Annotated in this window: 14 protein-coding genes; 8 read left to right on the top strand and 6 right to left on the bottom strand. The window is 73.8% G+C overall.

Translation table 11 applies throughout. The annotated features are described in order from the left end of the window. Positions 1–205, top strand: a 205-nt coding sequence (locus tag AC156L_RS23805) for a hypothetical protein (protein ID WP_484407274.1), incomplete at its 5' end; no start/stop codon positions are given. 49 nt (positions 206–254) lie between these two features. Here AC156L_RS23805 and AC156L_RS23800 read toward each other — a convergent pair. Continuing rightward, positions 255–1724 carry a glycosyl hydrolase family 79 C-terminal domain-containing protein gene (locus AC156L_RS23800; protein WP_330880748.1) on the bottom strand — a complete coding sequence of 490 codons (1470 nt, stop codon included), beginning with the start codon at positions 1722–1724 and terminating at the stop codon, positions 255–257. 149 nt (positions 1725–1873) lie between these two features. Here AC156L_RS23800 and AC156L_RS23795 point away from each other — a divergent pair, with 149 nt between their 5' ends. From AC156L_RS23795 to AC156L_RS23785, 3 genes are all read left to right on the top strand, one after another. Next, positions 1874–2605 (top strand): MBL fold metallo-hydrolase, encoded by a 732-nt coding sequence (locus tag AC156L_RS23795; RefSeq protein WP_330880750.1) that lies wholly within the window; start codon positions 1874–1876, stop codon positions 2603–2605. A gap of 61 nt (positions 2606–2666) precedes the next feature. Beyond that, a complete protein-coding gene (locus tag AC156L_RS23790) occupies positions 2667–3620 on the top strand; it encodes a GlxA family transcriptional regulator (RefSeq protein ID WP_330880752.1) in 954 nt (317 codons plus the stop codon). A gap of 10 nt (positions 3621–3630) precedes the next feature. Beyond that, positions 3631–4287 (top strand): DJ-1/PfpI family protein, encoded by a 657-nt coding sequence (locus AC156L_RS23785; RefSeq protein ID WP_330880754.1) that lies wholly within the window; start codon positions 3631–3633, stop codon positions 4285–4287. A 298-nt stretch (positions 4288–4585) separates the two neighbouring features. On the opposite strand, the gene AC156L_RS23780 is transcribed toward AC156L_RS23785, so the two are convergent. Further along, positions 4586–5290, bottom strand: a complete 705-nt coding sequence (locus AC156L_RS23780) for a TetR/AcrR family transcriptional regulator (protein ID WP_330880756.1) — start codon at positions 5288–5290, stop codon at positions 4586–4588. A 57-nt stretch (positions 5291–5347) separates the two neighbouring features. Between AC156L_RS23780 and AC156L_RS23775 the strand changes: the two genes are divergently transcribed. The 3 genes from AC156L_RS23775 to AC156L_RS23765 all read left to right on the top strand — a co-directional run bounded on the left by AC156L_RS23775 (position 5348) and on the right by AC156L_RS23765 (position 10002). After that, a complete protein-coding gene (locus AC156L_RS23775; RefSeq protein WP_330880757.1) occupies positions 5348–6901 on the top strand; it encodes an FAD-dependent monooxygenase in 1554 nt (517 codons plus the stop codon). Between the two features lie 287 nt (positions 6902–7188). After that, a complete protein-coding gene (locus tag AC156L_RS23770) occupies positions 7189–8430 on the top strand; it encodes an MFS transporter (RefSeq protein ID WP_330880889.1) in 1242 nt (413 codons plus the stop codon). Between the two features lie 333 nt (positions 8431–8763). Then, complete coding sequence (locus tag AC156L_RS23765) at positions 8764–10002, top strand: GGDEF domain-containing protein (RefSeq protein WP_330880759.1); 1239 nt, start codon at positions 8764–8766, stop codon at positions 10000–10002. On the opposite strand, the gene AC156L_RS23760 is transcribed toward AC156L_RS23765, so the two are convergent. Both AC156L_RS23760 and AC156L_RS23755 read right to left on the bottom strand, forming a co-directional pair. Then, positions 9999–10424 carry a nucleoside deaminase gene (locus tag AC156L_RS23760; protein WP_330880761.1) on the bottom strand — a complete coding sequence of 142 codons (426 nt, stop codon included), beginning with the start codon at positions 10422–10424 and terminating at the stop codon, positions 9999–10001. The two genes, AC156L_RS23765 and AC156L_RS23760, sit on opposite strands and share 4 nt — an antisense overlap. A 198-nt stretch (positions 10425–10622) precedes the next feature. Beyond that, positions 10623–11141, bottom strand: a complete 519-nt coding sequence (locus AC156L_RS23755; protein WP_330880763.1) for a GrpB family protein — start codon at positions 11139–11141, stop codon at positions 10623–10625. A gap of 26 nt (positions 11142–11167) precedes the next feature. Here AC156L_RS23755 and AC156L_RS23750 point away from each other — a divergent pair, with 26 nt between their 5' ends. Continuing rightward, positions 11168–11722 (top strand): GNAT family N-acetyltransferase, encoded by a 555-nt coding sequence (locus tag AC156L_RS23750; RefSeq protein WP_330880765.1) that lies wholly within the window; start codon positions 11168–11170, stop codon positions 11720–11722. On the opposite strand, the gene AC156L_RS23745 is transcribed toward AC156L_RS23750, so the two are convergent. Next, positions 11719–13077, bottom strand: coding sequence for a condensation domain-containing protein (locus AC156L_RS23745; protein WP_330880767.1), 1359 nt, complete (start codon positions 13075–13077; stop codon positions 11719–11721). The two genes, AC156L_RS23750 and AC156L_RS23745, sit on opposite strands and share 4 nt — an antisense overlap. Beyond that, a complete protein-coding gene (locus AC156L_RS23740) occupies positions 13074–14402 on the bottom strand; it encodes an MATE family efflux transporter (protein WP_330880769.1) in 1329 nt (442 codons plus the stop codon). Before AC156L_RS23740 ends, AC156L_RS23745 begins: the two co-directional genes overlap by 4 nt.

The following is a 14402-nucleotide window of genomic DNA, read 5'->3' as shown; positions in this document are numbered from 1 at the left end:
CGACGTGGAGCAGGAGTCGGAACTGGTGAGGATCGCGCTGCTCACCTCGGGCATCGCGGGCGCGCTGAACATCCTGGAAGCCGTGGCCGCGGAGGGGTCCGACTGGATCGCGCGCGAGCAGGAACGGCGTGAGCGGCGGTCGCGGGACTGGCGCGACGGCGACGGTGGGCAGATCGGCGGCGCGGAGTTCGACGCCCTGCTGTAGGGCGTGGACCTCGGTGGGCGGTCTCGGGTCGAGGCCGCCCACCGGTCGGTCAGCAGCCGTCGAGCGTGATGACCACGGCGCTGCCCGCCGCCACGTCGACGCCGAGCTTGCCGTCGCGGACGCGCAGCCGCTCCGCGCGCTTCGGCTTCAGGTGGCCCCGGCGGTCGACGGTGGCGCCCTGCACGGCCGTCGCCTCGGTCCCCAGGCTGTCACCGGTCAGGCGCAGCACCTCGGCGCCGCGCGCCCGGCCGTCCACGGCGATGTCGAGGTGCACGGGGGCCGCGGTGGTCTCGTCCTTCTGCACCACGGCGACGCGGGTGCGGCCGTCGTCGCCCTTCACGGCGTACGCGGTGACGTTGCGGTCGGTCGACAGGGTGAGCGGCAGGAACCTGCCGGACCCCATCTGCCGCGCCATCCACAGGCCGTAGTAGATCGGCATCGCCTTGTACACCTTGGCCTGCTCGTCGGCCGCGGTCGCGGCGCAGATCGGAGTGTAGCGCTGGAACTTGCCGTTCCAGATCGGCTCGTTGCACACGCCGAGTCCACCGTGGACGTTGATGCCGTCCACACCGGCCTGCGCCATCGACAGGCTGTAGTCCAGGCCCCACAACGCCGACGCGTAGGTGTTGCTCACGCCGTCGACCCCGCCGCCGTAGGCGGAGTTGGCCTCGTCGACCCGGAACGCCAGCCCGTTGGCCCTGGCCGCCTCCAGGTTCTTCGACACGGACCTGAGCTGGTCGGTCACGGTCGTCGGGGACAGCAGCTTCGCGATCGTGGCGTCCGGGCCCGAGCTGTACTGGTGCACGGTGAGCATGGACATCCGGTCCTTCTCGTCCGCGGCGAGCGAGGCCGCCCACGTCGACGAGGTGCCCGCGGTGTCGGGACCGGCGACGCGGGTGCCGCCGACCGCGGCGGCGCACGTCTCCCAGTCCTCCCGGTAGTCGGCGTAGGCGTACCCGGCGGGCCGGAAACCCTTGCCCACCCACTGGTCCGGCTCGTTGCCGCACTGGGCGGCGACGAGCTTGCGGCCCAGGATCGACGCCATCGACCTGGCCTGGTCCTCGCCCAGCGCCGCGTCCCAGCGTCCCAGGTTGATGCCGACCATGGTGGTCCAGCCGGTGACCGACAGGAACCTGTCCAGCCGCTCGACGTCGGTCGGGGTGACGACGTCGTTCACCCACCCCGGCAACGGGTTCGGCGGCTGCTGACCCCGCGGCACCCACAGGGTGTCGCGGTCCAGGGTGTTGCCGGAGATGCGGACGTTGCCGCGGCCCAGCGTCTTGAACAGGGCGGCGGCGTTGCCCTTCGCGGCGTCGAGGTTGCCGATGCCGAGTTCCCTCATCTCGAACGACAGCCCGACGAAGTCGGACGCCAGCCGCCCCGCCGGGTGGGCCGTGTCGATCGTGAGCGTGGCCGTGGACGCCGGGGCCGCGGTCGCGGCGCCGGTCGTTGCGGTCAGGGTGGCCACCACGGTGGCCGCGCCGACGGCCGCTCGCCAGCCGGTGCTGATTGTGCGCATGCCGATCTCCTCGTACGCGGAAAAGGACCGGCGGCGGCACCCTTGCGAGCGAGTCACTGCGATCAAGCGGTGCCACGGTACGTCGGCGCGGCGCACGCGGGCAAGATCATGCGGAGATACCGGTCGTCGACGACGAGGGAGACCGAACGATGAGCGTGGTGCACCGCCTCGGTGACGGGCTGGTCAACTTCTACCTCGTCGACACCGGCGAGGGCCTGGTGCTGGTCGACGCCGGTCTGCCGGGCCACTGGAAGGGCTTCCTGGCCGACCTGGACCGGCTCGGGTGCGCGCCCCCGGACATCACCGACGTCCTCGTGACCCACGGGCACCCGGACCACATCGGGCTCGCCGAGCGGCTGCGGACCGAGGCGGGCGCGCGCGTCCACGTGCACGAGGCCGAGGCCGCGCTGGCCGCCGCGCCCCTGAAGCCCGCCGCCGACGCGCGCCCGGAGAAGTCGATCGTCGGCTACGCGCTGCGCAGGCCGAGCGGACTGCGGACGCCGCTGCACCTGCTGCGGCTCGGCGCCCTGCGCACCCGGCCGGTCGCGGAGCCGGTCCTCTTCGCCGACGGCAGGCTCGACGACGTGCCCGGCCGCCCGCTGGCCGTGCACACACCCGGCCACACCCACGGCAGCACGGTGTTCGTGTTCCCCGAGCACGCCTTCACCGGCGACGCGCTCGTCACCCGCGACGAGATGGTCGGCCACGTCGGGCCGACGCTGCTGTGCCGGGCGTTCACCCACGACGGCCGCGCGGCGCTGGAGTCGCTGCGGGCGCTGGAGGAGCACGACGTCCGCTCGGTGCACCCCGGCCACGGTGAGCCGTGGACCGACGGCCTGCCCGCGGCGGTGCGGGCGGCGGTGGCCGCGGGCGTGCGGTGATGGCGGGATCCGAGGGCCACGTGTCGTTGCCGCCCTCGGATCGGGCCAGCACAGTGGAGGTGTGCGGGATGTGGTGGTGGTCGGCTACGCCGACGTGGCGTTGCTGGACGTCGCCGGACCGGTGGAGGTGTTCGAGGGGGCGCGGTGGGCCACGGGCGCGGACTACCGGGTCCGCGTGGCCACGGTCGGCGGCGGCCCCATGCGGGCCACGGCGGGTCTCCAGCTGCTGACGGAGGACCTGGCCGACATCGACGGCCCGGTCGACACGCTGCTGGTCGTCGGCGGCTTCGGCTCGTGGGCCGCGGTCGACGACGCGGTCCTCATCGGTCACGTCACCAGGCTCGCGGGGACCGCCCGCCGCGTCGCCGCGGTGTGCACCGGCGCCGGTCTGCTCGCCGCGGCCGGTGTCCTCGACGGCTGCCGGGCCACCACGCACTGGGCGTTCTGCCGCGAACTCGCCCGACGGCACCCGGAGGTCGAGGTGGTGCCGGACGCGATCTTCGTGCGGCACGGCCGGATCACCACGTCGGCGGGCGTGACGGCCGGGATCGACCTGTCGCTGGCGCTCGTCGCCGACGACCACGGCCAGGACGTGGCCCGCGAGATCGCCCGCTGGCTGGTGGTGTTCCTCCAGCGGCCGGGCGGGCAGTCGCAGTTCAGCGTCCGCTCCCGCGTGCCCGCGGTCCGCTCCGAGGGCCTGCGGGTGCTGCTGGACGACATCGCGGCCGACCCGGCGGCGTCGTGGACGGTCTCCGACATGGCCGACCGCGCCGCCATGAGCGCCCGCCACCTGGCGCGGGTGTTCCCGCGCGAGGTGGGCCTGCCACCCGCGCGGTACGTCGAACGCGCTCGCGTCGAGTTCGCCACCGAACTGCTCGACTCCGGCGACGAGGCGCTCGACGTCGTCGCCCGCCGCAGCGGCTTCGGCTCGCCCGAAACGCTCAGGAGGGCCTTCCACCGCGTGATCGGCGTGTCGCCCGGCGGCTACCGGTCCCGCTTCCGCACCACCTGCTGAGGAGAACGCAGTGGACATCGCTTTCGTGCTCTACCCCAACATGACCGCGCTGGACCTGGTCGGCCCCTACGACGTCCTCTCGCCCGGACCCGACGTGACCTCGCACTTCGTCGCCGCCACCCTCGACCCGGTGCCGGCCGGTTCCGCGATGCGCATCGTCCCGACCACGACCTTCGACACCCTCGACCGCGCGGACGTGATCGTCGTTCCCGGCGGCGAACCGTACGAGGTGCTGGCGGAGGGCACGGTCGCCGCCTGGCTCCGCAAGGTCCACCCGACCGCGACCTGGACGACGTCGGTCTGCACCGGGTCGACGCTGCTGGCCTCGGCGGGAGTGCTGGAGGGGAAGCGCGCCACCACGCACTGGGCGCTGCGTGACCTGTTGGCGTCGTTGGGAGCGGAGGTGAGCACCGATCGGGTCGTGCGCGACGGCTCGGTGATCACCGGCGCCGGGGTGTCGGCGGGCATCGACATGGCGCTGACCCTGGCCGGGATCCTGTGGGGTGACGTGTTCGCCCAGGGCGTCCAGCTGGCGATCGAGTACGACCCCGAGCCGCCGTACGACAGCGGTTCGGTGGAGAAGGCGTCGCCGGAGGTGGTCGACCTCGTCCGCGGTCTCGTGGCGAACGAGTTCGGCGCCGGTCGGAGCGAGGGCGTGAAGGCCTGACGGTCGCTGGTCCGGGTGCTCGCACGTGGACGACGTGCGGGCCAGGGGGGCCGGACCGTTCGTCCGCGACGACGGGAGGTCGGTACGGTCCCCCGTGCGCACCGCCTTCGCCGACCACGTCCTCGCCGAAGGCGCGAGCGAACTGGACGACCTCCGCGGCGAACTGCGCGTCCCGATCTACCCCGAACCCGAGCCGCGTCCGGACACCGAACCGGCGGTGACCCGCACGATCGAGCTGACCGGTCCCGCGCGGGGACGGGGCCGTCAGCGAGGCCCGAGGTGTTTCGGGGCCGTCGGTTCAGCGGCGCAGGCGGGCGGCGAGGCCGTCCAGGAGGCAGTCCAGGCCGAAGGTGAACTCCGCGTCCGGGGTCAGGTCCTCGGCTTCCAGCACGTGGCGGGCCAGCAGGGGGTGGTCGCCCGCTGCGATGACCTCGTCGACGTACGGGCCGAGGCTGCGTCGCCACTCGTCCTCGGTCAGGCCCGTGCGGTGCTCGGCGCCGCGGTCGGCCTGCTGGGTGGCGACCGAGCCGAGCACGTAGGCGTGCACGGCGCGGACCGCTTGCGACGACAGGGTGGCGTCGGGGGTGAGTGCGGCTGCCGCGCGCAGTGCGGCCTCCGACCGCCGGAGTGCGTTGGGGCCCAGTGAGGGTCTGCCCGCCAACTCGCCCGCGAGCCACGGGTGGCGGAGCAGGGTCGCGCGCAGTGCGTGGGCCACGGCCGCCAGGTCGGTGCGCCAGTCGCGGGTCGGTTCGGGGAGCGGGGTTTCGCCCTGGGCCGCGTCGACCATGAGGTCCAGCAGCTCGTCGCGGTTGGTGATGTAGCGGTAGAGCGAGGCCGTGCCCGAGCCCAGGTCGCCTGCTACGCGTCGCATCGACACGGCCGCCAGGCCCTCCGCGTCGGCGACCGCCAGGGCGGCGGTGACGAACTGGTCCACGCCCGGCGCGCGGCGGCGGGGTTCCGGGCGCGGTCGGGTCCACACCGAGTGGGGCGCGGGGTCGGTCATCGGGGCTGGTCCTCTCCTCCGTTGACCCGGATCCTACCTTCTGGATACGGTGTATCCATGACGGAAACAGCGTATCCAGAAGTGGTGGTGATCGGAGGGGGGAGCGTCGGGCTGCTCACCGCGGCGCTGCTGGTCCACCACGGCGTCCGCGCGGTGCTCGTCGAGCGGCGGCCGGGGCCGTCGGTCCACCCGCGCGCCACCGGCATCGGCCCGCGCACGGTCGAGGTCCTGCGCGAACTCGGGCTCGACGCGGCCGTCGACGCGGTCGCGGTCGACCTCCGGGGAGGGGTGGGGAAGGCGGTGGCGCGGACCGTGGTCGAGATGGGCGCGGGCGACGTCGTGACCGTGCCGATGCCGACCCCGTCCGCCGACGAACCGGACGTGACGCCGTTCCGGCTGCGCGGCGTGTGCGCGCAGGACCGGCTCGACGCCGTCGTGGCGGACCACCTGGCGCGGCGCGGGGCGGACCTGCGCTGGTCGACGCGGCTGGTCGGCATCGCGCAGGACGCCGACGGGGTCGACGTCGAACTGGAGGGGCCGGACGGCCGCTACTCGCTGCGCTGCGCCCACGTGGTCGCCGCAGACGGCACGCACAGCCCCGTCCGGACCGCGCTCGGCGTCGGCACGTCCGGGCCGGGCGACCTGGGCAAGTCGATGATCAACATCTTGTTCCGCGCCGACCTGCGGCCCCACCTGCGCGGCACGTCCTTCGCCACCTGCACGATCACCACGCCGGACGCGCCCGGCCTGCTGGCCACCGTGGACGGTGAGGCGAACTGGGTCTTCCACGTCAACGCGGGCGAACGCCCCGAGGACTTCACCCACGAGCGCTGCGCCGCCGTCGTCCGGACGGCGGTCGGCGACCCCGACCTCGACGTCGAGGTGCGCAGCGTGCTCTCGTGGCGCCCCCGCAGCGCCCTGGCCGACCGCTTCACCGCCGGCCGCGTGTTCCTCGTCGGCGACGCCGCGCACACCGTGTCGCCCCTGGGCGCGTTCGGCCTCAACACCGGGGTCGCCGACGCGCACAACCTGGCGTGGAAGCTGGCCGCCGTCCACCGCGGCGAGGCGGGCGCCGGGCTGCTCGACACCTACGCGCACGAACGCGAACCGGTCGCCGCGGCGACGCTGGACCAGGCGATGCGCCGGCTGGCCGACCCGAACCTGCACTGGGGCCGCGGTCCGGAGGCCGACGCGGCCAGGGAGGCGGCGGGGGTCTGGGCGTCCCCGGTCGTGCACCTGGGGCAGCGCTACGACTCGGCCGCCGTCGTCGACCCCCGCCCGGAACTGCCGTCCACGGTGGACCTGGCCGCCGCGCTGGACGGGTCGCCGGGGTCGCGGGTGCCGCACGCGTGGATCGACGGGGTCTCCACCCTCGACCTGGTCGCGTCCCGCTGGACCCTGCTGGCGGGTGAACCCTGGCTCGCCGCGGCGGCGGAGGTCGGCCTCCCGGCCCACCGCGTCACGGTCCCGTGGCTGCCCGCCGACGGGGCCCTGCTCGTCCGTCCGGACGGGATCGTCGCGATGCGGGCCACGACCCCGAGTCCGGACCCGGCGCGGTTCCTGGCCGGGGTCCTGGACCGGGTGCTGGCCAGGACCCCGGTTCGGACCTGAGGGTCAGAGCGTCGTGGCTGGTCGACAGCACCTGCCTGCCGTCGTACCAGACGGTGATCTGCCCGGTGGACCGGTTCACCGACTGCTGGATGGTGTGGCTGCCGCCCTCGGGGGAGAAGTCGCACGCGCTGCGCCAGGTGGCGGGGGGAACCTTCCGTCGTGGGCTTGGTCGCCCCGTGGGCAGCGGCGTGATCAGAAGGTAAACGGTCCAGACCACAAGTTCAACAACCTGATTCAGTTTCATGCATGTGAACTGGTGGATCGCCGTGATCAGGTCTGCCACGGTGATGACCATGCGCGCGGACGCCGGGAGCGGGTTTCGAGCGGCCTTCGGCGTCGCGGAGTTCCGGGTGCTCTGGTGCGCGTCGCTGGCGTCGGTCGTCGGCGACCAGCTCGCCCGGCTCGCGCTGTCGGTCCTGGTGTTCCAGCGGACCGGCTCACCGGCGTGGACCGCGCTGACCTACGCGCTCACGATGCTGCCGGGCCTGCTGTCCGGTGTGCTGCTCACCGGTCTCGCCGACCGCTACCCGCGCCGCACGGTGATGGTGTGCAGCGATCTGGTGCGGGCCGCGCTGGTGGCCGTGATGGCCCTGCCCGGCACTCCGCTGCCGCTGGTGGCGGCCCTGCTGGTGCTCGTGCAGCTGGCGGAGCCGCCGTTCGCCGCCGCCCAGGGCGCGCTGCTGCCGCTGGTGCTGGGCGACCGCCGCTACGAGGCGGGACAGTCGATCCACCTGATCACCCACCAGGTCGGCCTGCTGCTCGGGTTCGCGGGCGGCGGGCTCGTGGTCGCGGGCCTCGGCACGTCCGGCGCGCTCGCGGTCGACGCCGTCACGTTCGCGCTGTCCGCGGCACTGCTGCGGTTCGGCCTGCGGACCCGTCCGGCCTCGCTGACACCGCCGCCGAGCGGACGCGCCGCGGACCCGTGGTTCACGCGGGTCAGGGCGGGCGCGGGCCTCGTGTGGCACGACCGCAGGCTCCGCGTGCTGGTCGCGCTAGGCTGCCTGGCCGCGTTCAGCGTCGTCCCGGAGGGGCTCGCCGCCCCGTTCTCCGAGCACGTCGGCACCGGGGCGGCGGGGGTGGGCGTCCTGCTGGCGGCCGACCCGGTCGGCATGGTCGTGGGCACGCTGCTGCTGCGGTTCGTGCCGTCGGCCGCACGGGTGCGGCTGCTGGGCGTGCTCGCCGTCGGCACCTCGCTGCCGCTGGTCGGCTACCTCGCGTCGCCGGGGTTCGGGGTCGCCGTGGCGCTGCTGGCGCTGTCCGGGCTGTTCAGCGCCTACCAGGTCACGGCGGGTGCGACGTTCGTCCGCCTGGTCCCCGACCAGCACCGGGGGCAGGCGCTCGGGTTCGCCCGCACCAGCCTGGTCGCCGCGCAGGGGCTCGGCGTGGCCGGTGGTGGGCTCGTGGCGCAGTGGAGCGGCTCGATCGCGGGGTCGATCGCCGCCGCGGGGGCCGCGGGAACGGTGCTCGCGCTCGCCGCGGCCACCTCGTGGTCGCGTGTGTCGGCCGGGGTGACGACTACCGATGGTTGACCGCTTCACCAGATCTTGTCGCGCACGTCGGTCCACCTCCTCTCGCTCACCTGGGCGTACGGCTGGAAGCGGAGGGTGGATCACCAGATCTTGTCGCGCACGGTCAGCACCTCCTCCGGCGTCGTGTCACCCCGGCAGCGGCTGACATCGCCCCTGGTCACGATTACCGTGACGGTCCGTCCGGTCCTGGTCGCCGCCAGGGTTACCGCGTCGTGAGGTGGCAAGGGCATGGGACATCGCGCGGACGCTCCGGCTGGAGCCTGCGGTTCCCGGCGCGTCACGCGCTGGTCACTATGGTCCCTGCCCGCACGGGCGTTGGCCTACGTGCTACTGGTGGACACGGGTGCGGCAGTAGCGGTATTCCTGACCGGTCAGGGGCCGGTGGAGGCCCGGTCGTGGCTCGTCGCGGCCGTGCTGGCCGCCTGCGCGTTCGCCCACCTGCACTGCTCGCGCTGGATCGAGCGCATCCGCCGCGACCACAGCCGCCTCCCGCACGTCGACCTGTGCAGCATCTGGATCTTCGCGGGCGCGCTGGTCCTGCCGCCGCTGCCCACCGTGCTGCTGGTCGTCTCGATCTACCTGCACCGGTGGTGGGTGGTCGGCCGGTGGGACGCGTCGAGGCCGCCGCACCGCTGCGTGTTCACCGTCGCCATGATGGTGCTCGCCGCACTGGCGGCGAACGGCGTCGCGCACGTCTCCGGTCTGCGCGAGCACCTGCTGGCGGGCGCCCCGTCCGGCCCTGGCGACCTGGTCGGCATCGTCGGCGCCGCCGCCGCCCAGTGGGGCGTGAACTCGCTGCTGGTCGGGATCGTCATCGCCATCACCGTCAGGCTGCGCCGGATCGGCGAGGCCGTGGGCAGCGCGGCCGACAACCTCCTGGAGGTGGGCCAGCTGGCGCTGGGCGCGTTCGTGGCGCTGGCCGTGGCCTGGTGGCCCGGTTTCGCGCTGCCGATGGTCGTCGCGGCCGTCGCCCTGCACCGCACGGTGCTCATCCACCAGCTCGAACTGGCCGCCCGCACCGACAACAAGACCGGACTGCTCAACGCCGAGGCGTGGCACCTCAGGGCCAGGCTGGAACTCCAGCGCTCCCGCGACCAGCAGACCCCGGCGACCACCGGCCTGTTCATGATCGACGTCGACCACTTCAAGGACATCAACGACCGCTACGGCCACCAGGTCGGCGACGAGGTGCTGCGCGAGATCGCCTCGACGCTGTCCGGCGCCGTCCGCCGCGGTGACTCGGTGGGCCGGTTCGGCGGCGAGGAGTTCGCCGTCCTGCTGCCGATGGTCGAACGCGCCGAGGCCCTGGCCATCGCGGAACGCATCCGGGCCAGGGTGTTCGGCCTGGGGATCGACGACGGCCGGGGCGGCTCCGTGACCGGGCTCGGCGTCAGCATCGGCGTGGCCATCTGGCCGGAGGTCGACGAGGACACCGTGGAGGGTGTGCTGGCCGCGGCCGACGCCGCCCTGTACGAGGCGAAACGCCTCGGCCGCGACCAGGTGCAGCTGGCCGGGGCGCACCGCGGGGTGCGCTGGGCGCCCGCCGCGCGGACGACGCAGCCCGCGGACTAGGTGTAGAAGCCGTCCACCACGGCCGACGCCTCGTCGAGGAGCGCGGGACCCTCCTGGCGGAAGCCGGGGAACCCGCCGCCGGGCTTGAGCGCCAGGAGCTGCTCGGTCGACAGCGCGAAGACGACCCGGCCCAGCCCGGACCGGTCGATCGCCCCCGCGCACATCCCGCACGGCTGGCAGCTCGTGAACATCGTGGTGGCCGCCGCCGTGGCCGGGTCCAGCTCGCGCGCCGCCCACCGGGCCAGCTTCAGCTCCGGGTGCGCGGTGATGTCGCCGTCGGACAGGACGGTGTTGCGGTCCTCGGCCAGCACGGTCCCGTCGGCCGCCGCGAGCAGCGAGCCGAACGGCGGGTCGCCCGCGTCCCGTGCCGCGCGGGCCAGGCCGATCGCCCGTCGGAGGAGGTGTTCTTCGCTGGTGTGCACCGCCCCAGGCTAGGGTTCCCGGCTCCTGCGGTGAAGGGGCCGCCGAGGTGGGCCGCTCACCCCGCCGATCCCGGAACCCAGCGGCCGGGCTCCGTCCACCAGGTCACCGTCACCGCACCGGGCCGGTGCCGCGGCGACGGCGCCGTGCGTCGCCCGCCGTGCTCCGCACGACCCGGCGGACCCGTTCCCACCCGCCGCTCAGTCCTCCCAGACGTCGCTCGGCGGCAGCCCGCGCGCCTCGCGCTCCCGGTCCACCAGCCGCTGGATCAGCGCCGTCTTGCCCTTCGTGTACGCCAGCCCGTCCGACTCCGTCGCCGCGAGACCGCGCTTCAGCTCGCCGTACTCCGCGGCGGCCTCGGGGTGGGCGAGGAGGTGGTCGCGGAGCAGGCGTTCGTTGCGGGTGTCCCAGTTCTCGGCCGGGATGACGTGGAGGTGGTGGGTGCGGACGCCGTCGGTGTCGCGGCCGTAGAACAGCCGGTCGCGCATCCCCGTCTCCTCGCGCACGTAGCCCAGCGCGGTGAGTGCGCTCTCGTCGGCCAGCACCGCGGCCAGGTCCGGTGTGGACACCATCAGGTCGATCACGGGTTTCGCGGCGAGACCGGGGACCGCGGTGCTGCCGACGTGCTCGACGATCGGGAACAGGGGCCGCAGTTCGGCCATGCGGCGCGCGGCCTCGGCGGGCCAGGAGGGGTCGTGGTCGGAGAAGTCGATCGGCATTCGCGGCAGCTTAGTAGTGTGCGGGGGTGGCCAGACCCGACTTCCCGATCACGACCGAACGGCTGGTGCTGCGTCCTTTCACGATGGACGACCTCGACGCCGTGCACGCCTGGCAGTCGCTGCCGGAGGTGGCGCGCTACCTGTACTGGTCGGCGCGGACCCGCGAGGAGAGCCGCGTCGCGCTGGAGGCCAAGGTCGCCGTGCCGTGGCCGACGGCGGTGGGGGAGTCGTGCACGCTGGCCGTGCAGCGGCGCGACACCGGCCAGGTGATCGGCGAGGTGCACGTCGAGTGGCTGCACGAGGAGTGGCGGCAGGGCGAGTTCGGCTTCGTCTTCCACCCCGACCACGGTGGTCACGGGTACGCGACCGAGGCGGCGCTGGTGGCGCTGCGGCTGGGTTTCACCCACCTCGGGCTGCACCGGATCATCGGCCGCTGCGACGGCCGCAACACCGCGTCGATCAGGCTCATGGAGCGCCTCGGGATGCGCAAGGAGGCGCACTTCCGCCACAGCGACATCTTCAAGGGCGAGTGGGGCGAGGAGCTGGTCTACGCGGTGCTGGACGACGAACTGCGGCCCTAGACCGCCGCCCCGGCGAACACCTCCCCGAACCGCTCCAGCGGCACGTCCCCGACCGCCAGCTCCTCCGCGAGCCGCTCGAACGCGAACAGGAACGCGCGGATGCCGTCGGGCGGCAGCAGCGCGGTGTCGGCCATCAGCGACAGCCGCATCCGCTCCGGCGCACCCCCGGTGTCCAGGTACAGAGCCATGTCCTCGTGGGCGGTCCGCTCCGGCCACGCGAGCGTGGTCGCCTCGGTGGACGTCGCGCGCGTGCGGGGCAGGGTGGACCACATGTCGTTGACCTGGCAGCCCGGTGGCAGGTCGACCCCGCGGAGCACCTCCGCGGCCAACCGGCCGTCGTAGCGGGCGTGGCGCTTGGCCGCGGCCATCGTCGCGGCCGACCGGCGCAGCACCTCGTCGAAGTCCGCGGCGTCCAGGTCCACCACGGTCTTCACGGCCTGGTTGAGCGTCGTCACCGCCGTGAACAGGTCCGGCTCCAACCGGTTGCCCTGCATGACGTCCAGCCGGTAGGCCGGGCCGGGGCAGAAGCAGCGGAGCAGACCGGTGGTGATCGACAGCAGCACGACGGACGTGCTCGTGCGCAGCCGTCGGGCCGCCGCCCGGACCGCCACGGGCAGCGCGCCGGACTCGATCTCGCCGCGCACGAACCTCGGCTCCAGCGCGACGGCCCGCGCGGGCGCGGGCGACGGCATCCGCGCCGCGTGCTCCCGCAGGTACCGCATCGCCTCGACGTTGAGCAGCTGGCCGTCCGGCGAGTTCTGCCGGGTGGCCAGGTCCACCGGCTGCACCGACGGCCTGGCCGCGGGCACGGGCTCCCCGTCGGCGCGGGCCCGGAGCATGGCCGCCAGCTCGGCGACGAGCAGCTCGGTGCCGCTGTGGTCGGCGGCCAGGTGGGAGACGCCGAGCACGACCAGCACGGGGATGCCCTCGTGCAGCGCCAGGGAGATCCGGATCGGCAGCTCCTCGTCGTGCGCGAACGCCGTGGCACCGGCCCGCACCAGGCAGTCGGTCACGATGCTGGTGAAGTCGACCGGGTCGTCGGCGGGCCGGTCGAACAGGGTCACGTCGACCGCGCCGGAGGCCAGCACCTCCTGCGTGGCGTCCCCGCGCGCCGACGCGTGGAACAGGGTGCGCAGCGACTCGTGCCTCAGCAGCAGTTCGCTGATCTGCTCCAGCACGTCGCCGACCGACAGCGGCAGCGGGACGGGCAGCCACCGGGTCAGCACGAAGAACGGCTTCACCTCCGGCAGCCACTGGTGGATGCCGTCCCAGGTGCCCCGCTGGCCCCACGTCAACGGGCCGACGCGGGAGCGCCCGCCGTGGAACTCGGCCCTGACCGTGCTCTCGGTGATCACGACACGCCCCTCAGCTCGACGGCGGCACGCGTGAACAGCACGTCCCGCAGGCAGTACGCGGTGTAGGACAGGCCCGCCGTCCAGCCCGCGACGACGGCCCACATGACGGCGTCGATGCCGAACGGGCCGTTGAGCAGGTAGGCGAACGGGACCTGGACGACGACGAACGCGATGAGCGTGCAGATCAGCGGCGCGGTCGTGCGGCGGGCCCCGTTGAGGTACCCGTGCAGCACCACCATCACCGTGTACAGCACCAGGAACGGGTAGATGATCAGGATGTACCGCTCGGTCAGCTCGCGCGTCGCCGGGTCGGCGGTGAACAGCCCGGCGATCGGGCCGCGCGCCAGCAGCACCACGGCGGTGACCACCGCGGTGAGCCCGACCGTCAGCCCGACGGTCTGCACCAGCCCCCGCCGCGCGCGTTCCCGGTCCGCGCCGCCCAGGTTCTGCGCCACGAACGCGGTCACCGCGCCGGAGAGGTCGAGGAACAGCATCCCGGTGAACAGCTCCAGCCGGGACACCACCGTGAACGCCGCCAGCACGACGGTCCCGTAGGACTGGATGATCCAGACCAGCACCATGATCCCCACGGCGAGGATGATGTGCTGGCTCGCCAACGGGAACCCCAGCCGCACGGCGTCCACGAGCTCGCGCCGCACGGCGGGCTCGGACCGCTCGCGCCCCAACGGGTACAGGCGCCGGGCGGCCACGAGCCCGACCAGCAGCGCCACGGCGCTCGCGAGCACCGTCGCCAGCGCCGCGCCACCGATCCCCAGGCCCAGCACGGACAGGAAGAACCAGACCAGCACGATGTTGACCACGTTGCCGAAGCCCTGCACCCACATCGCCGCCCGCGAGTCGCCGAGCCCCCGGAAGTAGGCGCTGACGGCGGCCAGCCCGAACATCGCCGGGAAGCCGAGCGACAGCGTGCCGAAGAACAGCGCGCAGTCCTCCGCCAGCCGCCCGTGGATCCCCATCGCCGACAGGACGGGTTCCGCCAGCACGGTCGCCAGCAGGACGCACCCGGCCGACCACACCGCCGTGACCAGGGCCAGCGCCAGCACCACGCCCCGGCGCTCACCGTCCTGCCCGGCGCCGCGCAGGTGCGCGAGCCGGATGGTGAACGCCGTGCCGAGGCCGATGAACATCGCGTTGAGCAGGTAGAACATCGGGCTCGCGACGCCGACGGCCGCGAGGCCGTCGACGCCGACGTAGTGCCCGACCAGGATGCCGTCGATCAGCACGTACCCCTGCTGGAGCAGGTTGGCCGCGGTGAGGGGCAGCGCGAAGCCGACGATCCTGCGCAGCGCGGGCCCCGTGGTCAT

The organism is Umezawaea sp., assembly GCF_057122925.1.
This window is presented reverse-complemented; position numbering and strand designations above follow the sequence as displayed.